Annotated in this window: 16 protein-coding genes; 4 read left to right on the top strand and 12 right to left on the bottom strand. The window is 62.0% G+C overall.

Annotation, left to right across the window (positions count from 1 at the left end):
• Positions 1 to 1,533: 1,533 nt before the first annotated feature.
• Both AB4M76_RS14730 and AB4M76_RS14725 read left to right on the top strand, forming a co-directional pair.
• Positions 1,534 to 2,109 carry a flagellar hook-length control protein FliK gene (locus tag AB4M76_RS14730; protein ID WP_368442751.1) on the top strand — a complete coding sequence of 192 codons (576 nt, stop codon included), beginning with the start codon at positions 1,534 to 1,536 and terminating at the stop codon, positions 2,107 to 2,109.
• A 14-nt stretch (positions 2,110 to 2,123) separates the two neighbouring features.
• A complete protein-coding gene (locus tag AB4M76_RS14725; protein ID WP_368442749.1) occupies positions 2,124 to 2,801 on the top strand; it encodes a flagellar hook capping FlgD N-terminal domain-containing protein in 678 nt (225 codons plus the stop codon).
• A gap of 9 nt (positions 2,802 to 2,810) precedes the next feature.
• Here AB4M76_RS14725 and AB4M76_RS14720 read toward each other — a convergent pair whose 3' ends face one another.
• The 5 genes from AB4M76_RS14720 to AB4M76_RS14700 all read right to left on the bottom strand — a co-directional run bounded on the left by AB4M76_RS14720 (position 2,811) and on the right by AB4M76_RS14700 (position 8,121).
• Positions 2,811 to 4,139 (bottom strand): NAD(P)/FAD-dependent oxidoreductase, encoded by a 1,329-nt coding sequence (locus tag AB4M76_RS14720; RefSeq protein WP_368442747.1) that lies wholly within the window; start codon positions 4,137 to 4,139, stop codon positions 2,811 to 2,813.
• Positions 4,136 to 4,957, bottom strand: a complete 822-nt coding sequence (locus AB4M76_RS14715; RefSeq protein ID WP_368442745.1) for an ABC transporter permease — start codon at positions 4,955 to 4,957, stop codon at positions 4,136 to 4,138. The genes AB4M76_RS14720 and AB4M76_RS14715 overlap by 4 nt, the downstream gene beginning before the upstream one ends.
• A complete protein-coding gene (locus AB4M76_RS14710; protein ID WP_368442743.1) occupies positions 4,954 to 5,835 on the bottom strand; it encodes an ABC transporter permease subunit in 882 nt (293 codons plus the stop codon). The genes AB4M76_RS14715 and AB4M76_RS14710 overlap by 4 nt, the downstream gene beginning before the upstream one ends.
• Positions 5,832 to 6,959 (bottom strand): ABC transporter ATP-binding protein, encoded by a 1,128-nt coding sequence (locus AB4M76_RS14705; RefSeq protein ID WP_368442741.1) that lies wholly within the window; start codon positions 6,957 to 6,959, stop codon positions 5,832 to 5,834. Before AB4M76_RS14705 ends, AB4M76_RS14710 begins: the two co-directional genes overlap by 4 nt.
• Before the next feature lie 76 nt (positions 6,960 to 7,035).
• Positions 7,036 to 8,121: a polyamine ABC transporter substrate-binding protein gene (locus tag AB4M76_RS14700; protein ID WP_368442739.1), complete on the bottom strand. Its 1,086-nt coding sequence runs from the start codon at positions 8,119 to 8,121 to the stop codon at positions 7,036 to 7,038.
• Positions 8,122 to 8,266: 145 nt separating this feature from the next.
• Here AB4M76_RS14700 and AB4M76_RS14695 point away from each other — a divergent pair, with 145 nt between their 5' ends.
• On the top strand, positions 8,267 to 8,968 hold the full coding sequence (locus tag AB4M76_RS14695; RefSeq protein WP_368442737.1) for a GntR family transcriptional regulator: 702 nt from the start codon (positions 8,267 to 8,269) through the stop codon (positions 8,966 to 8,968).
• Between the two features lie 75 nt (positions 8,969 to 9,043).
• Positions 9,044 to 10,441 (top strand): aspartate aminotransferase family protein, encoded by a 1,398-nt coding sequence (locus AB4M76_RS14690; RefSeq protein WP_368442736.1) that lies wholly within the window; start codon positions 9,044 to 9,046, stop codon positions 10,439 to 10,441.
• Between the two features lie 30 nt (positions 10,442 to 10,471).
• Here the strand turns inward: AB4M76_RS14690 and AB4M76_RS14685 are convergent, their stop codons facing one another.
• From AB4M76_RS14685 to dapD, 7 genes are all read right to left on the bottom strand, one after another.
• Positions 10,472 to 11,788 (bottom strand): lytic murein transglycosylase, encoded by a 1,317-nt coding sequence (locus AB4M76_RS14685; protein ID WP_368442734.1) that lies wholly within the window; start codon positions 11,786 to 11,788, stop codon positions 10,472 to 10,474.
• 74 nt (positions 11,789 to 11,862) lie between these two features.
• Positions 11,863 to 14,127, bottom strand: coding sequence for a ribonuclease R (gene rnr / locus AB4M76_RS14680; protein ID WP_368442732.1), 2,265 nt, complete (start codon positions 14,125 to 14,127; stop codon positions 11,863 to 11,865).
• A 32-nt stretch (positions 14,128 to 14,159) separates the two neighbouring features.
• Complete coding sequence (locus tag AB4M76_RS14675) at positions 14,160 to 14,729, bottom strand: TIGR04282 family arsenosugar biosynthesis glycosyltransferase (RefSeq protein WP_368442730.1); 570 nt, start codon at positions 14,727 to 14,729, stop codon at positions 14,160 to 14,162.
• Positions 14,726 to 15,871, bottom strand: a complete 1,146-nt coding sequence (dapE, locus tag AB4M76_RS14670; protein WP_368442728.1) for a succinyl-diaminopimelate desuccinylase — start codon at positions 15,869 to 15,871, stop codon at positions 14,726 to 14,728. Before dapE ends, AB4M76_RS14675 begins: the two co-directional genes overlap by 4 nt.
• Positions 15,872 to 15,972: 101 nt before the next feature.
• A complete protein-coding gene (locus tag AB4M76_RS14665; RefSeq protein WP_368442727.1) occupies positions 15,973 to 16,311 on the bottom strand; it encodes a hypothetical protein in 339 nt (112 codons plus the stop codon).
• An 88-nt stretch (positions 16,312 to 16,399) separates the two neighbouring features.
• Entirely contained in the window at positions 16,400 to 16,654 is a 255-nt protein-coding gene (locus AB4M76_RS14660; protein ID WP_368442725.1) for a GlsB/YeaQ/YmgE family stress response membrane protein, read from the bottom strand.
• Positions 16,655 to 16,711: 57 nt separating this feature from the next.
• On the bottom strand, positions 16,712 to 17,539 hold the full coding sequence (dapD, locus tag AB4M76_RS14655; protein ID WP_368442723.1) for a 2,3,4,5-tetrahydropyridine-2,6-dicarboxylate N-succinyltransferase: 828 nt from the start codon (positions 17,537 to 17,539) through the stop codon (positions 16,712 to 16,714).
• Between the last annotated feature and the right edge of the window lie 52 nt (positions 17,540 to 17,591).

The raw sequence follows: 17,591 nt of genomic DNA, 5'->3' as shown, positions 1-17,591 counted from the left end.
CTTGCCCCGGTTTCGGTAAACAACCGGTAAGGAAGTTCCCCCATGGTGACGAAATCAGAGAAGAACTCTCGGAGCGATCACGTGCACCCATTGTCCCTGCCTTCCACGGCCTCATCATCACCACGCCCTGACATTGCCGCCTCGCGTTCGGCGGTGACGGATCCATCTTTGGAGCCAGAGGAGCCGCGGCAGGAGTTCGCGGATATTCTCGATGGGTCCGGCGGTCGGGGGGACAAGAATCCAGCAGGATCGGAGGGCTTAGCGACAGAACCTAAGGCCGCCTCCGATGCAAAAGATGGCGCGGTGGAGGATGATATGTCGGTTAGAACCAAGGAAGGTGGCCACGATCCTGCGTCGCAACGTCGGGAAATGGCGATCACGCGCGCGGGTCAAGCGACTCTGCAGGCCGATCACACGGAACAGACCGTCACCCCAGCGGGGTCTTTTGGGGAAGTGGGGTCGGGGAGATCATTTAACCTTGCGAAGGGGCAGCCGAGTTTGATCCCTTCGGCGGAAAATTCCTCAAATCAATATGATGCCGGCGCGACAGGCTCGATGGATAGGGTAATACGTCCCGACTCGCAGCCATATGACGCTCATAAAGCAACTGCGGCTTCTGAGATTAATTCTTTGGCGGTTCCATCAGCAAATGCCCTGCCTTCTTCGCAGGAGCTAGACGAGACAGGCAGGCCATCGGCGCCAACCGCGCTCGGTCCGCGTCAAACCCATCCGCATACTGCCGCAGCGCAAGGGGATCCGATAGACGCGCTGACCATACCTCAGACCGCTGATCCAACGCGGTCCCCTCGTGCAGAACCCCCGCCATTTCCGGTACAAGAAACGGTCGAGGACCTGAAGCCAGACAGCGTGCAAACCGCCTTCCCCCTGCAGACCGCTTCACCTCGCGAAACCTTCGCGGCGGAGGTGACTGGGGCGTCACAGACCGCCGCGGCAAACGGGGGCAAAGTGGACATGTCTTTGCAAAAGAGCCCCCCGCCCGTTTCTGCTCTAGACGCAGCCTCTATGCCGGGCAGCCTTTTGAGAACGCCGCCCGACGCCTTACCGGGGGCGGTATCACTGGATGCCACTCTCTCGGCTCCCAGTTCTCATCCGCGCGCGCATCCAAATATGACAATATCCGCGGACGCTCGGCCACGGTCGGAAAGCGCTCCACATCCCACTACCGCCGCAACAGCGGGAAACGGTGATAAGACGCACACCCTCAAACAGGGCATAAGTCCGCCGGGATTACAGAGCGCCGATAGCGCGCTTTCGTCCGCCAGCTTTCCACAAACGCAAAGCCCGGCCGGAACAGAGCGCTCCTCCCTCACGACAAGCATACTGGCAGACACGCAGCCAGCTAAACGCGCCGCGCTATCGCATCTACGATCAGAGCCTGCGCAGCAAAACACGACAACGCAAACATCCATTCCTCACTCTGCCGGTGCAAAGGAGGATCACCCCCTACCCGCGACCAATCGCGACATACCAGCACAGCCGCCCCAGACGAGTGCCCTGATCCCGCAGTTTTCCGTGCCAGCAACACCGCCGCGGCGGACCGTTCCGGCAGAGCGCGCTCAAACGCAGGATACCCTCGAAAGCGCTTCTGAAATGCGGCTGTACCCTTCAGAACCTGCTTTGTCGCAAAGCTGGGAGACCAACGCGCCGCAATCACAACATTCTGCGACCGCCACGCGGGCGCCGCTACCCCCACAGGTCGCGGCTCAATTGATCGAGGTCGTCCGCCAGATGCCGAACCGGCCTGTGGATATCGCGCTCAGCCCCGAAGAGCTTGGGCGGGTCCGACTGTCCATCACGACGCATGAAACGGGCGTCATGGTGAATGTACTGGCGGAACGCCCCGAAACGCTTGATCTGCTGCGCCGTCATATTGACCAGCTCGGTCAAGAGTTCCGCGATCTGGGTTTCGCCGATATCGCGTTCTCTTTTGCCGCGGGAGATCAGGCAGCGGGTGGCTCTGACCCACGCGATAAACCACCGGGTCAACATGAAAGCCCGGCTTCCCCTTTATTGACGGAGCCGGACACGGCCAGCGCCCTGCCCCCCCTCGCCGCCGGAGCCTTGACCGGTCTCGATCTGCGCCTGTGACAGAAGATTTTGCTATGAACATTTCACCCACGACACCGCCGACAAATCAAACAGTCCCCCCGACGCCCGCCGCGGCGGAGGCGCCCTCAAACTCTGTGCTCTCGTCAGATTTTGAAACTTTCCTACAAATGCTCACTGCCCAGGCGCGTTATCAAGATCCGCTGGAACCGATCGATTCCTCTGAATATGCAGCCCAGCTGGCGCAGTTTTCGATGGTCGAACAACAGGTTATGTCCAATGACCTGTTGACCGCTTTGATGACCCAACTGGGCGCCAGCAATATGGGGCAGATGGCGGGTGTGATCGGCATGGAAGCACGCACAACCTCGCCCGTGCAATTCGATGGTGCCCCGATCACAGTGGCGCCGAACCCCGCGGCGGTTGCGGATCAGGTGTTCCTCGTGACCTATGACGGCGATGGTGAGGAGGTACTGCGCCAATCGATCCCGGTTTCTGCCGAGCCGCTTGAGTGGGACGGGCGCGATGTCAATGGCACCCCCCTCCCCGCCGGCATCTATAGTTTCGGGGTCGAAAGCCATGCGGAGGGCGAGTTGCTCATGCTTGAGCCCGCCGAAGCCTATGGCCGCGTGACCGAGGCGCGAACCCAAGGCGGGCAATCCATTTTGATGTTGGAAGGGGGATCGATGGTGCTGACCAGCGACGTGAACGGGCTGCGCGAACCGCGCGATTGAGCTCAGCCTTCAGCGATCTGACAGGGCAAAACCGGCATAGGCAAAGGGCATGACAGCGCGACGAAAACGGCCCAGCTCAAACCGCGCAAGGGGGGCGCGCATGGGCGGCGGATAGGGGCGCTCTGGCCTATGTCCCTGCACCAGATCCGCGAGCAGCGCACCGGAATAACTGGCCATGGCCACGCCATTGCCATGGTAGCAGAGCCCCGCAAACATACCCTTCTGCTCTGGCACCGCGCCTACGAAAGGCATGCGATTGCGCGCGATACAGACCATTCCAGACCAACCATGCGGCGTTTCCACATGGCGCCAGGCCGGAAACATCCTCTCGAAATCCGCCCGCGCACGGCGCAAGGCGCGGGCTTCGGAAGCCGGGTTGGACAGCAACCCGCCGCGCACACCGAAGAGCATGCGATTATCTGGCATCAGCCGAAAGTAATGGAGCAGATGGCGGCTGTCATAGCAGGCCTGACGGCTGGTCCAGCCCTGGGCCGACAGTTCGGCTTCGCTTAACGGGCGGGTGACAATGACGGTCGATTGGGTCGGCATATAGCGCGCGGCAAGCCAGTCGGGCAGGTCTTCGGAGGAATAGCCGTTGGTGGCGATAATGACGTTTTCGGCACGAATGCGGCCGCGCGGCGTGGCAACCTCAAAGGCATTGCCCGCCCGCGCCACCGACGTGGCCGGGCTGCGGTGGTAGAGGGTCGCCCCCGCCTCTTCGGCCGCCTGCGCCAAGGCGGTCAGATATTTGCGGGGGTTCAGGCCAAAGCCGATCGGCACGGTAAGCGCCCCTTCAAAGCCGGCATTCAGCCCTTCCGCACCGAGGTCGGCCTTTTCGGTCAAACGCCCAGTAACGCCGTAATTTTCGGCGTAATAGGTCAACTTGCTGCGCATCTCTTCGAAATCGCGCGGGCGGTGCGCGAGTTGCGTTTCGCCTTCCGAATGACGGTCCACGTCGATGCCGCGGGTGGCGATAAACTCTTCCACCTGCCGGATCGCTGCCATCTCTGCCTGCCGCCATGCAAGACGGGCATCGCGCCCAAACTTTTGGTCGAGCGCCGCATCCTCCAGCATCCCACCGCCGAGACAACAAAAACCGCCATTGCGCCCGGACGCCCCGAACCCTATGCGCTCGGCTTCCAAGACTGTCGCCTGCACACCGGCCTCGGCCAAATGCAGCGCCGCGTTCAGCCCGGTGAAACCGCCCCCGATGATCACCACATCGGCCCGCGCGTCGCCTTGCTGTGCCGGACGGTCTGGCGCTTCACAGGTCTCGTCCCACCAGCAGCCCGCGCGCGGGGCTTCAGAATAGGCGTAGTCCGGGTAGATGCGTCTCATGTGGCGGGCCGTTCCGCCGCGCGGGCGTCCTGCTGCGCGCGTAGGCTTGAGCGTTTGCTCACCAATGACGCTGTGATGACGCCCAGGGTGACGATGGCGATCATGATCGTCGACAACGCGTTGATTTCGGGCGAGACCCCCAGGCGCACGGCGCTGAAGATCTTGATCGGCAGCGTGGTGGCCGACGGGCCGGCGGTGAAGGAGGCGATGACCAGATCATCGAGGCTGAGCGTGAAGGCCAAGAGCCAGCCCGAGATCACCGCGGGCGCGATGATCGGCAGGGTCACGAGGCGGAAGGCTTCCCATGGGGAGGAGCCGAGATCAAGCGCGGCCTCTTCCAGCGAACGGTCAAAGGACACGAGCCGCGAAGACACCACGACCGAGACATAGCACATCGAAAAAGTCGTATGCGCCAGCACGATGGTCAGCACGCCCCGGTCCAGCCCGATGCCGATGAAGAGCAGGAGCAGCGACAGGCCGGTGATCACTTCGGGCATCACCAAGGGCGCGTAGATCATGCCGGAAAACAGCGTCCGCCCCATGAAGCGCCCGCCGCGGACCAGCACGTAAGCGGCCATGGTGCCCAGCACCGTGGCGATGGAGGACGAGATCACCGCGACCTTCAGCGTGACCCAAGCGGCGTTCAGGAAGGCTTCGTTCTGCAGCAACTCGCCATACCAGCGGGTCGAAAAACCGGCCCAGACCGTCACCAGTTTGGAGGCGTTGAAGCTGTAGATCACCAGAATGATCATCGGCAGATAGAGAAAGGCGAACCCCAGCGTCAGCGAGGTCACATTGAACCATGTCATCCGCTTCATTGTTCGGCCTCCGCTTGTTTTTGCTGGTTGCGCTGGAACAGGATGATCGGAATGATCAGGATCAGCAGCAAGATCACCGCCACAGCGCTCGCCACCGGCCAATCGCGGTTGTTAAAGAACTCTTCCCAGAGCACCTTACCAATCATCAGCGTGCCGGAGCCACCGAGCAGCGAGGGGATCACGAATTCACCCAAGGCCGGGATAAAGACCAGAAAACTGCCCGCGATGATGCCGTTGCGCGACAGCGGGATGGTCACCAGCCAGAAAGCCTGCATGCGCGAACAGCCCAAATCCTCCGCCGCTTCATTGAGAGATTCATCCAAACGGTCCAGCGCGGCGTAGATCGGCAGGATCATAAAGGGCAGATAGGTATAGACGATGCCGATATAGACAGCCGTGTTGGTGTTAAGGATCTGGAAAGGTTCTGCCGTTAAACCCAAGCCCATGAGCAATTGGTTCAGCAGCCCTTCGTTGCTCAGAATGCCCATCCACGCATAAACGCGGATCAGAAAGGATGTCCAGAATGGCAGGATTACCAGCATCATCAAGGTGGCGCGCCACTCTTCGGGTGCGCGGGCCATGCCATAGGCAATGGGATAGCCCACAAGCAGCGTGAAGAGGGTTGAAACCACCGCGATGCGCAGCGAACTCAGATAGGCTTTCCAATAGAGGTCATCGGACGCGAGAAAGGTGAAGTTTTCAAAGTCCAACTGCGAGATCAGCGCGCCGAACCCGTCTTTGATGGTTGGCGTGTAGGGCGGGATGGCCAGGGCCGTGTCCGACAGTGAAATCTTAAAGACGATGATAAAGGGGATCAGAAACAGCGCCAAAAGCCAGAAATACGGCACCGCAATCAGGGCAAAGCGACGCGGATTCATTGCGCTAACAAGACGCCGGCGGTGGCGCTCCATGAAATCCACACCGGGTCTTCCCAGGTGATGTCACGCCGGGCGATGCGGCGGGTATTGGCTGTCTGCGCCTTGATCACCTGCCCGCCGGGCAGTTCGACGTGATAGGTGCTGAGATTGCCCAGATAGGCGATGTCGAGCACTTTGCCCTGGAGCGCATTGGGGGCCTCTTCGGGTCGGTCCGTGGTGATCCTGATCTTTTCAGGCCGGATGGCAAGATGGGCCTGCTGCCCTTCGCTGAAGGGCATGGCCGAAGTCGCGGTCAGCGGCGGTTGCCCCTCTGCCCAGTCCAGATGGTACTGATCCGCGCCCGTGGCTTTGGTGCGTGCTTCGATGATATTCACGTCCCCGATAAAGTCGGCCACATAGACCGAATTGGGCGCCTCATAGATCTCGGCAGGTGTTGCCACCTGAATGACCCGGCCCTCGTCCATCACCGCGACACGGGACGCGACGGTCATCGCCTCTTCCTGATCATGGGTCACGATGACGAATGTGGTGCCAGTGGATTCTTGAATGTCCATCAATTCAAACTGGGTATCCTGCCGCAGCTTTTTGTCCAGCGCGCCGAGTGGTTCATCCAGCAAAAGCAGTTTTGGCGCCTTCGCCAGCGACCGGGCCAGCGCGACACGCTGGCGCTGCCCCCCGGAAATCTGATGCGGCTTGCGGCGGGCGAATTTCTCAAGCCGGGTGAGCTTGAGCATCTCGGCCACGCGCGCCTCTATGGCGTCTTTGTCCATTTTGTCGCGGCGCAGACCAAAGGCGATATTGTCCCAGATGCTCAGATGCGGAAACAGCGCGTAGGACTGGAACATCATGTTCACCGCACGTTTGTTCGGCGGCACCGGTGCGATGTCCTGACCGGCGAGCTCAATCCGCCCGGTGGTCGGGGTCTCGAAACCTGCCAGCATCCGCATCATCGTGGTCTTGCCGCAGCCCGATGGACCTAAGAGCGCAAAGAATTCCTGGGCGTAGATATCCAGCGTCAGATCGTCGATGGCGACGAACTCGCCGAACTTCTTGGTCACATTCTGAAAGCGGATAAGGGGTTTTTCGTCTGGGTCGTTCCAAGGGGCAAACACGGTTTGGCTCACGATTGAGGCATCCTTTGATCGGGTCTCAGGGTAAGAAAAAGGGGCGCGGGAAAATGTGCCGCGCCCCTTGTTCAGATCAGGTGCCTGACTTGATCTTGGTCCAAAGGCGGGTGACCACCCGCTGTACTTTCGGCGGGTAAGGCGTGGTGGTGAACAGGTTGTTCAGCGCCGCCTCCGAAGGGTAGATCGCCGGATCGCCGATCACATCCTCGATCAGATGATCCTGCGCCGCCTTATTGCCATTGGCGTAGTAGACATAGTTCGACGCGGCGGCCATGTTCTCGGCGTCCATGATGAAGTTCAGGAACTTATGCGCGCCCTCGGGGTTCGGGGCATCGACCGGGATGGCCATCTGGTCAAACCACATCTGCGCGCCTTCCTGAGGGGCGTTATAGGCGATTTCAACGCCGTTATCGGCCTCATCCGCGCGGTCCCGGGCCTGCAGAATGTCGCCCGACCAGCCGACCGCGACACAGATATCGCCGTTGGCCAATGCGTTGATATATTCCGACGAGTGGAATTTCTGGATATAGGGCCGGACCGGCATGAAGACGTCTTCGGCCTTGGCGATCACGTCGGGGTCATGGCTGTTGGGGTCTTCGCCGATATAGTTCAACGCCGCCGGGATCATCTCTGCCGGGGCGTCGAGGAAATGCACCCCGCAATCGGCCAGCTTTTCCATATTGGCGGGATCAAAGACCAGGCTCCAGGAATCGATCGGGGCGTCTTCGCCCAGGGCTTCCTTGACCTTACCGACATTCACGCCGATGCCGGTGGTGCCCCACATGTAGTTGATCGAATGTGCGTTGTCGGGATCATATTGCTCGGTGCGCGAAGTCACCACGTCCCACATATTCTCAAGGTTGGGCAGTTTTTCACGGTCCAGCGGTTGGAACGCACCCGCCACGATCTGACGCTGCAGGAACGTGCCCGAGGGCACCACCACATCATAGCCGGACCCGCCGGCGAGCATCTTGGTTTCCAGCACTTCGTTGCTGTCGAAGACGTCGTAGACCAGTTCGATGCCGGTTTCTTTTTCGAATTTTTCGAGCAGGGATTCATCGATATAGTCGGACCAGTTATAGACCCGCACGGTTTCGGCAGAAGCGGCGGCTGCCATCACTGTGGCCAGAGCAACGCTGCTCAAGATCGCATGTTTCATTCTATACTCCCGTTAGACAGGCCGGGTTGATCCCCACCTTTCGTCAATTTGATCAAGTTTTGCCTCTTCCGGCAAGATGGTTTATGGTTTCCTGTAGAAGAAAATACCGCAAGCTACGGTACATCAACAACGAAAGATCGCTTTCATGGGCTCAGAATCCCCCGCTTCCGCAGCGCCTGCCGCTTCTTCGGCAGAAGCCAAAAGACCCATTCACCAGCATGTCTACGAACGGCTGCGGAATATGATTCTCTTTGGCGATCTTGCCCCCGGCCAGGGGGTGACGATCCAGGGGCTGACCACCGCGCTTGAGGCCGGTATGACCCCGGTGCGCGAAGCCCTGCGGCGGCTGATTTCCGAGGGCGCCCTGACGCATCTGGGCAACCGCCGCGTGACCGTGCCGGAGCTGACCCACGCGGGGCTGGAAGAGCTTAGATTCATGCGTGAGACGCTGGAACCCGAGCTGACCCGCCGCGCGGCAGAACGCATGACAGAGGCCCATCTGGCAGAGCTAAATGCCTGCGATAACGTGCTAAACCTGGCGATAGACCGGGGCGATGTGGGGGGCTACCTGATGCAGAACTATCGCTTTCACGCCCTGATCTATGCGCTGGCCGATGCGCCCATCATGGCCACGACAGTCGACCAATTATGGCTGCGTTTCGGCCCGTCCCTGCGGGTCGTCTGTGGCCGCTATGGCACCAGCAACCTGCCGGATAAACATGTCGAGCTGCTGGCCGCTTTCACCGCGCGGGACGCTGCTTTGGCAGCACAGGTCATGGCAGAGGATGTGGCCCAAGGTATGACGCAGATCCGCGCCGCATTGGATGGCCAGCCTGCCACGCGGTGATTCGATTGACATGGCTGAATTTGATCATATTCTCGGCGTGAAGCTCATCACAGTCGCAGAATAAGGTGTCATCTCATGTCGTCGATTACCAACCATCTTCCTACCGCGGAATTGCAAGCGCTCGATTCGGCGCATCACATGCATCCTTTCACCACCAATGACGAGCTGACCAGCAAGGGCGCGCGGGTGATCACCCGGGCCAAGGGCATCTATCTGACCGACAGTGAGGGCAATGAAATCCTCGACGCGATGGCCGGGCTCTGGTGCGTGAACCTCGGCTATGGGCGCGAGGAGATGGGCCAGGTCGCCGCGCGGCAGATGAACGAACTGCCCTATTACAACACCTTCTTCCAGACGACCCATGTGCCCGCCATCGCGCTGGCCAAGGAACTGGCCGATCTTGCGCCCGGTGATCTGAACCATGTGTTCTTCGCCGGCTCCGGGTCCGAGGCAAACGACACCAACCTGCGCATGGTCCGCACCTATTGGGCGCAGAAGGGCAAGCCCGAGAAAAGCCATGTGATCAGCCGTAAGAATGCTTATCACGGCTCGTCCGTCGGCTCGGCCAGCCTTGGCGGCATGACCCCGATGCATGAACAGGGCGGCCTGCCGATCCCCGGCATCCACCACATCGGCCAGCCCGATTGGTGGGCCGAAGGCGGCGATCAGTCCCCCGAAGAGTTCGGCCTCGCCCGGGCGCGCGAGTTGGAAGCGAAAATTCTTGAACTGGGCGCGGATAAGGTTGCCGCTTTCATCGGTGAGCCGATCCAGGGCGCGGGCGGCGTGGTTGTGCCCCCCAGCAGCTACTGGCCCGAAATCCAGCGCATCTGTGACAAGCATGACGTGCTGCTGATTGCCGATGAGGTGATCTGTGGCTTTGGCCGCACCGGCAATTGGTTCGGCGCGCAGACCATGGGCATCAAGCCGCATATCATGACCATCGCCAAGGGGCTGAGCTCTGGCTATGCGCCGATTGGCGGCTCGATCGTCTGTGACGAGGTGGCCGAGGTCATCAACGCCTGTGAGTTCAACCACGGCTACACGTATTCCGGCCACCCGGTCTGTGCCGCCGTGGCGCTGGAAAACCTGCGCATCATGCAGGAAGAGAATATCATCGACCATGTGCAGAACGTCGCCGCCCCTGCGTTGAAAGAAGCGCTAGATAAGCTGGCAGAGCATCCTCTGGTCGGCGGGGTGAATGTCTCGGGCCTCATGGCCTCCCTGCCGCTGACACCGCATAAGGAAAGCCGCGCGAAATTTGCACAGGAAGCGGGCACCGCGGGCTATATTTGCCGCGAGCATTGCTTTGCCAATAATCTGGTCATGCGCCATGTCGGGGACCGGATGATCATCTCTCCGCCGCTGATCATCACGCCCGAGGAAATCGACATCTTTGCCGCCCGTGCGACCAAGGCGCTGGATGCGACCCATGCGGCGCTAAAGGAAAAAGACCTACTGAAAGCCGCGAGCTAACGCCACCGGGCGCCCCTAGCGGGGCGTCCCTCACTCCTTGCGCAGCCGTTCCAACAGGCGCGGCGGCGCATAGCCATCGGGGACCAGACCACGGGCCTGCTGGTAGCGCCGCACGGCATTGACAGTCAGCGGGCCGATCTTGGCGTCGATCTTTTCGGTGTCGAAACCGGCCTCGGTCAGCAAGGTCTGCAACTCGATCCGCTCATCGAAACTCAAGGCGCGATCGTCGCGTGGCCATGACTGTTGGATCGGGCCAGCCCCGCCAATCCGGTCCGACAAATGCCCCACCCCGATGACATAGGCATCGGCGGTGTTGTAATTCTCGATCACCGTAAAATTGTCATAGATCAGAAAAGCGGCCCCGTCGGCCCCGGCAGGCAGCAGGACCGAGGCAGGGCCATGCGCTTCCAATGCCGTGCCATTCAGCTGGGTCAGGCCCAGGGCCGTCCATTCCTCTGCGCTCTTAATGATGGAACGGTCCGCAAGCAGGTAATCAAACCCCTCGGGCAGCGCCACTTCGATGCCCCATGGCTGGCCTTCGGTCCAGCCGAAATGTTTGAGATAGGCCGCCGTCGAGGCCAGCGCATCCGAGGGATCATCGCCCCAGATATCGCGGCGCCCGTCGCCGTCCCAATCGACAGCATGGGCCAAAAAGGAAGAGGGCATGAACTGGGTATGCCCCATCGCCCCGGCCCAACTGCCGCGCATCTGATCCGCTTCGACATCCCCAGCCTGCAAAATACGCAGTGCGTTGATCAATTCCGCCTCGAAAAACGCCGCCCGGCGCGCGTCATAGGCCAGTGTCGCCAGCGAGTTGATGACATGGTCACTGCCCCGGAAACTGCCATAGGCGCTTTCCAGCCCCCAGATCGCCGTCACCACCTCTTTCTCGACACCGTATTTGGCTTCGATATCCTCCAGCGTGCGCTGCCACTGGGCCAAGGCTTTGCCGCCGTTCTGCACCCGCAGATCCGAGGTTGCCGTGCCCAGATAGTCCCAAACCGTTTTGGTAAATTCCGATTGGTTGCGGTCGCGGCGGATGATCTCTTCGTCATAGCGCACAGTATCGAGCGTCCGGTCAAACAGCTCTGCCACGATGCCTTCGGCCAAGGCGCGCGGGCGAAAGGCGCGGACCCAGGCGCGCAGCCCGGCGTCATCGCCTTCGATTTCGGGCGCGGCTGCCTTGGTTTCCGCCACCACGGCGGCAAGGATCGGCGCAGTCCGGGGTGTGGGCCGCACCGATTCCATCGGGCCGGCGGCCAACAGCGGGGCGGCGCCCAAGCCCGAGAGAAGAGTCAGAACGCCTGTCAGGGTCGTGAAATACCGGTTCATCATTGCCTCGCGCATAACATTGCCGCGACCCTAGGCCGCGCGCGTCCCTTAAGAAAGGGGCGGCTCAGGAATGTGCGAAGCTTTGCCGGTCAGCGGCGGGTGCGGGTCACCTTGCGTTTGATCTTGTCCTTCTTGCGTTTGGCTTTCACCGCCTTGCCTCGCGGATTGCGCCCCGCAGGGCTGCGCCGCGCGCCGCCGCTTTGCTTGACCTTCTGGTCCTCAATCTCCAGCAGTTCCAAGGCGATACCGCCGGTAACCGGGACCGCCTCTGCCAACCGCACGGTGACGCGCTGGCCGAGGCCGATCATCTTGCCGCTGTCGGACCCCATCAACGTCTGCGCCTCGGCGTCGTGGTGGAAATACTCGCGCCCCAAAGACCGCATCGGCACCAGACCATCGGCGCCGGTCTCATCCAGTTTCACGAAAGCGCCAAAGCGCGCGATGCCGCTGATCCGCCCGGTGAACTCATTGCCGACCCGCTCCGACAGGAAGGCGGCAAGGTAGCGATCCGTGGTGTCACGCTCGGCCACCATCGAACGCCGCTCGGTGTCCGAGATATGCGCGCCGGTCTGTTCCAGCCCTTCGATCTCTTCCGGAGTCAGCCCGTCCTTGCCCCAGCCATGCGCCGTGATCAGCGCACGGTGCACGATCAGATCCGCATAGCGCCGGATCGGTGAGGTGAAATGCGCATAAGACCGCAGCGCAAGGCCGAAATGCCCGATATGCGCCGGGCCGTAATAGGCCTGGGTCAGCGAACGCAGGGTGCTGAGGTTGATCAGTTCCGCATCATCCGTGCCCGCCGCCTGATCAAGCAGCCGGTTCAGATGCGAGGTCATCAGCACCTGCCCCTTGGCCAGCGTCAGCCCCGCCGCCTGTGCCGTTTCGCGCAAAGACTCCAGCTTTTCGGGCGAGGGTTCCTCGTGGATGCGGAACAGCAGCGGCGTTTTCTTTTTGATCAGTGTCTCGGCGGCGGCCACATTGGCCAGCACCATGAACTCTTCGATCAGCCTATGCGCGTCGAGCCTTTCGCGGAAGTTCACCGACTTCACCTTGCCATCGTCGCCCAATTCGATGCGGCGCTCAGGCAGGTCCAACTCCAGCGGCTGCCGCTCGGCCCGGGCCAGTTTCAGCGCTTCATAGGCGGCATAGAGCGGCTTGATGACCGGCTCCAGCAAAGGTCCGGTGCGGTCATTGGGGTTGCCGTCGATGGCGTCCTGCACCTCTCCGTAATGCAGCGAGGCGGGCGAGCGCATCAGGCCACGGTGGAAGCTGTGGCTGATCTTGTTGCCCTTGGCGTCCAGCACCATGCGCACGGCGATACAGGCGCGCGGCACGCCTTCGTGCAGCGAGCAGAGATCGCCCGACAGCCGGTCCGGCAGCATCGGCACCACGCGGTCGGGGAAATAGGTGGAATTGCCACGCTTGCGCGCTTCGATATCGAGCGCCGAGCCCGGCGTCACATAGGCCGCGACATCCGCAATCGCGACCCAGACCACATGGCCGCCCTCGTTCTTGGGGTCGTCATCGGCATGGGCATAGCAGGCGTCATCATGGTCCCGCGCATCCGACGGATCAATGGTGACCAGCGGCAGGTCGCGCAGGTCTTCGCGGCCCTTAAGGCCCTGCGGTTTGGCGGCATCGGCTTCGGCGATCACCTCATCGGGGAATTCATCGGGGATGCCATGCTGGTGGATCGCAATCAGCGACACGGCGCGGGGGGCCGAGGGATCGCCGAGCCGCTCCACAATCCGCGCCCGCGGCGCGCCCATGCGTCCCTTTGGCCCGGCCTGTTCAGCCTCGACCAATTCGCCGTCCTTGGCGCCATGGGTATGGTCCGCCCCGACCCGCCAATCATGATCGGCCCCCTTGTCGATCGGTACGATATGGCCGCCTTCCGCGGCCTTGCGGAAGATGCCCAGCACCTTTTTCGGGTTGCTGCCGATGCGCCGGATGAGCCGCGCTTCATAGTGGTGGTCTTCGCCCTTCACCAAAATCAGCCGGGCCAGAATCCGGTCGCCTTCGCCAAGCGCCGGGTCACTGTCGCGCGGGATCAGCAGAACGACAGGTTCCGCCCCCTCGCCATGCCACTCCATCGGCTTGGCAAAGAGATCGCCATCACGGTCCGCCCCGGTGACCAGCAGCACCGAAACGGGGGGCAGGCGGTCCGGGTCTTGATAGCTGCGCTTGCGCTTTTCCAGATGGCCCTCGGCCTCCAGCTCTTTCAGCACGCGCTTCAGGTCGATCCGCGCAGCACCTTTGATGCCAAAGGCTTTGGCGATGTCGCGTTTCGCGGTCAGCGTGGGGTTCTGTTCGATCCAGTCGAGGATCTCGGATTTGCTGGGTATCTTGCTCATACCTCAGCAGGTAGCACGCGCCCCCCCTGTCGTCATGGCAAATCGTGAATTTCGTCCACGTCGCGCAGGCTGGCGACTTGGGCGATGCGGTAGCCCTTGAGACTCGCGCGGCTGTCGGCCAGCGCATGCGGGCCGGACCAGCGCACCCCGTCAAAGAGCGTCGGCGGTGCGCGGCGGGGGTGTTTCAGCCCCACCAGCCAATAGCCGCCATCGGGCGCGGGGCCGAAGACCGCGTCATGGCGGCCGAGCGCCTCAAAAGCCCGCGCCAGTTCCTTGCGGTTGATGCCCGGAATATCCGCCCCGATCACACAGGCCATCCCCGGTGCCGCGCGCAGCATCCGCGCCATCCGGTCGCCAAGGTTGCCCCTGCCCTGCGGCCAGCGCGGCAGATGCGCCGGCCAGACGCGGCTTTGCAGCCCTTCGACATCGGGCGCCACCGCCAGCACCAGCTGCCAGCGCGGGTCTTCGATCCGACGCAGCAGCGCCCGCGTCTGATGGCGAAACCACCAGGCCGCCCCTACCATGCCAAGGTCGCGGCCCAGCCGGGTTTTCACCCGACCGGGGCGCGGCTCCTTGACCATGACAATCAGGGTTGGTTTCACGTGAAATAATCGTGCAGCACACGGGCGTAAATGGATTTGAGCTGGTGGATATGCTCAACCCGCACATGTTCATCGACCTGATGCATGGACTGCCCCACCAGACCAAACTCCACCACCGGGCAATGCGCCTTGACGAAACGCGCGTCCGAGGTGCCGCCGGTGGTGGAAAGCTCCGGTTTCACCCCCGTTTCGGCCTCGACCGCGCCCGCGACCAGATCGGAAAGCGCGCCGGGCGGGGTGATGAAGCTTTCGCCCGAGATGGTGATCTCCACATCCACCTGGACACCGAATTCGGCGGCGATCTTACCCGCCTCGCCGCGCAGCCAGTCGCTCAGGCTCGCGCCCGAATGGTGATCGTTGAAGCGGATGTTCACCGCCCCGCGACATTGCGCCGGGATCACATTGGTGGCCTTATTGCCGGTGTCGACCGTCACCACGGCCAGCGTGGAGGGATCAAAGTGATCACTGCCCCGGTCCAGCTCATGGCTTGCCAGCCCGTCCATCAGCCGCATCATCGCGGGCAGCGGGTTGTTGGCGCGGTGCGGATAGGCGGCGTGGCCCTGCGTGCCGGTCACCTTGAAATGCGCATTCATCGAGCCGCGCCGCCCGATCTTGATCATGTCGCCCATCTGCTCGGGGCAGGTCGGCTCGCCCACCAGACAGACGTCCATGCGCTCGCCCGCCTCGGCCATATAGTCCAGAAGCGCGGTGGTCCCGTCGAGCGCATCGCCCTCTTCGTCCCCGGTGATCGCCAGCACGATGGAGCCGTCGGGCGGCGTGTCCTTCACGAAATCCACCGCTGCGGCGACAAAGGCGGCCACGCCGGATTTCATATCGGTGGTGCCGCGGCCATACATGATGCCGTCTTTCACTTCCGCGCCAAAGGGCGGCATGGACCAATCGGCCTCGTCCCCGATCGGCACCACATCGGTATGGCCGTTGAATCCGAAAGACTTGGTGTTGCCCTTGCTACCCCACCGCGCAAAGAGGTTGCAGATGCCGCCCCGGTCCACCCGCGTGCAGTCGAAGCCGGCCGCGCCCAGCACCTCTTCCAGCACTTCCAGCGCGCCATCATTGGCAGGTGTCACAGAGGCGCAGCGCACCAGTTTGGCGGTAAGGTCGGCAGGGTCGAGACCGGACATATCGGCTCCTTTTCAGGGATTTTCGCTTGTCCGGTAACTTGTGTGCGCAAATGCAGCCGATGCCAAGAGGGTGCGGCGCAAATCACCGCCGCGCGGGCGGCTCAGTCGTAAAACGGCGTCATCTGCGCGATGATGACCGAGTTTTCCTCCAAAGCGCGCTGCATCAAGCCGCGCTCTTCGGCGTCGATCTCCTGCCCCTCGGCCTCGCGCTCTTCCAAGGTGCCATAGCCGGTCACGTCCAGCGGGTTGGTGTCCGCCTGTTTCAAGATCGCCACGGTCTCGCGCACCGCCTCGGCCTCGTCAATGCCAGAGGCGAAACACATCAGCGCAGCGCCGGTCGCCTTGTCGGGCAACCCGTCCCCCACCTTGCGGCCAATCTGGACGAGCAGGGTAAAGACCTGCTGGCGCGAGGGTTTCTTGGTTTTCTTGGGTTCAGACATGATGAGGGCCACCGATTGCTTTCGGCAGCCCTACCCGTTTCACCGGGTCTTGAAAAGAGGCAGCGGGATCGCCCGCCGCCTCATGTGTTCAGGTCTTGCGACGCACCAGCCGTGTGACCCAGATCAGCAAGCAGGCGCCGATCACGCCGACGATCAACTGGCCAAACCAGCCGCCCAAGGTGCTGCCCACGATCAGCATCAGCAGCCAGTTGGCCACCAAAGCGCCCAGAATACCGACGATGATATTCATGATCAGACCCATGTCCGATTTCATGGTCTTCTCAGCAATCCAGCCCGCCAAGGCGCCCACGATGATTGCTGCAAACCAACCGATACCCGTCATGTCGTTAATCTCCTTTGAATTCAGGGTATAACGTCATGACGGGCCCTTTGGTTCCGGTCAGTCGCGCAGCAGCTCGTTGATCGATGTCTTGGCGCGGGTCTTGGCATCCACCCGCTTGACGATCACGGCGCAATAAAGGTTCACGTTGTTCTTGGACGGCATGGTGCCTGCCACGACGACCGAGCCCGCGGGCACTTCGCCATACATGATCTCGCCGGTCTCGCGGTCGACGATTTTGGTCGACTGGCCGATGAAGACGCCCATGCCCAGCACCGAGCCTTCGCGCACGATGCAGCCTTCGACGACTTCGGAGCGCGCACCGATAAAGCAGCCGTCCTCGATGATGGTCGGCCCGGCCTGCATCGGCTCCAACACGCCGCCAATGCCGACGCCGCCCGAGAGATGCACGTTCTTGCCGATCTGGGCGCAGGAGCCGACGGTGGCCCAGGTGTCGACCATGGTGCCGCTGTCGACATAGGCGCCGATGTTGACGAAGGAGGGCATCAAGACCACGCCCGGCGCGATATAGGCCGAGCGGCGCACGACACAGTTCGGCACGGCGCGGAAACCGGCTTCTTTCCACTCGGCATCACCCCAGCCTTTGAACTTGCTGTCGACCTTATCCCACCAGCCAGCGCCCTGCGGGCCGCCTTCCTGGTGCTCCATGTCCTTGATGCGGAAGCCCAGCAGCACCGCTTTCTTGGCCCATTGGTTGACGTGCCACTGGCCGTCCTCCTGCTTTTCCGCCACCCGCAGCTTGCCGCTGTCGAGCGCGTTCAGCGTCTCTTCGATGGCGTCGCGGACCTCTCCGGTGGTGGCGGATGTGATCTGGTCACGGGTGTCCCAGGCGGATTCGATGGCGGTTTCGAGTTGGGCGTTGGACATGGGGCAAGTCTCCGAATGATGAAAAGGCCGTTGCAACGGCTATAGCCGCGCC

The sequence above is a fragment of the Sulfitobacter sp. PS-8MA genome, from assembly GCF_040933935.1.
Taxonomy (GTDB): domain Bacteria; phylum Pseudomonadota; class Alphaproteobacteria; order Rhodobacterales; family Rhodobacteraceae; genus Sulfitobacter.
Note: the sequence above shows the minus strand (reverse complement) of the source record. Positions and strands in the feature narration are given on the sequence as shown.

Excerpts from the sequence above, each read along its gene's own strand:
- AB4M76_RS14725 (WP_368442749.1), top strand. The coding sequence starts at position 2,124 with ATGAACATTTCACCCACGACACCGCCGACAAATCAAACAGTCCCCCCG.
- AB4M76_RS14720 (WP_368442747.1), bottom strand. The coding sequence starts at position 4,139 with ATGAGACGCATCTACCCGGACTACGCCTATTCTGAAGCCCCGCGCGCG.
- AB4M76_RS14715 (WP_368442745.1), bottom strand. The coding sequence starts at position 4,957 with ATGAAGCGGATGACATGGTTCAATGTGACCTCGCTGACGCTGGGGTTC.
- AB4M76_RS14710 (WP_368442743.1), bottom strand. The coding sequence starts at position 5,835 with ATGAATCCGCGTCGCTTTGCCCTGATTGCGGTGCCGTATTTCTGGCTT.
- AB4M76_RS14700 (WP_368442739.1), bottom strand. The coding sequence starts at position 8,121 with ATGAAACATGCGATCTTGAGCAGCGTTGCTCTGGCCACAGTGATGGCA.
- AB4M76_RS14695 (WP_368442737.1), top strand. The coding sequence starts at position 8,267 with ATGGGCTCAGAATCCCCCGCTTCCGCAGCGCCTGCCGCTTCTTCGGCA.
- AB4M76_RS14690 (WP_368442736.1), top strand. The coding sequence starts at position 9,044 with ATGTCGTCGATTACCAACCATCTTCCTACCGCGGAATTGCAAGCGCTC.
- AB4M76_RS14685 (WP_368442734.1), bottom strand. The coding sequence starts at position 11,788 with ATGCGCGAGGCAATGATGAACCGGTATTTCACGACCCTGACAGGCGTT.
- rnr (WP_368442732.1), bottom strand. The coding sequence starts at position 14,127 with ATGAGCAAGATACCCAGCAAATCCGAGATCCTCGACTGGATCGAACAG.
- dapE (WP_368442728.1), bottom strand. The coding sequence starts at position 15,871 with ATGTCCGGTCTCGACCCTGCCGACCTTACCGCCAAACTGGTGCGCTGC.
- AB4M76_RS14665 (WP_368442727.1), bottom strand. The coding sequence starts at position 16,311 with ATGTCTGAACCCAAGAAAACCAAGAAACCCTCGCGCCAGCAGGTCTTT.
- AB4M76_RS14660 (WP_368442725.1), bottom strand. The coding sequence starts at position 16,654 with ATGACGGGTATCGGTTGGTTTGCAGCAATCATCGTGGGCGCCTTGGCG.
- dapD (WP_368442723.1), bottom strand. The coding sequence starts at position 17,539 with ATGTCCAACGCCCAACTCGAAACCGCCATCGAATCCGCCTGGGACACC.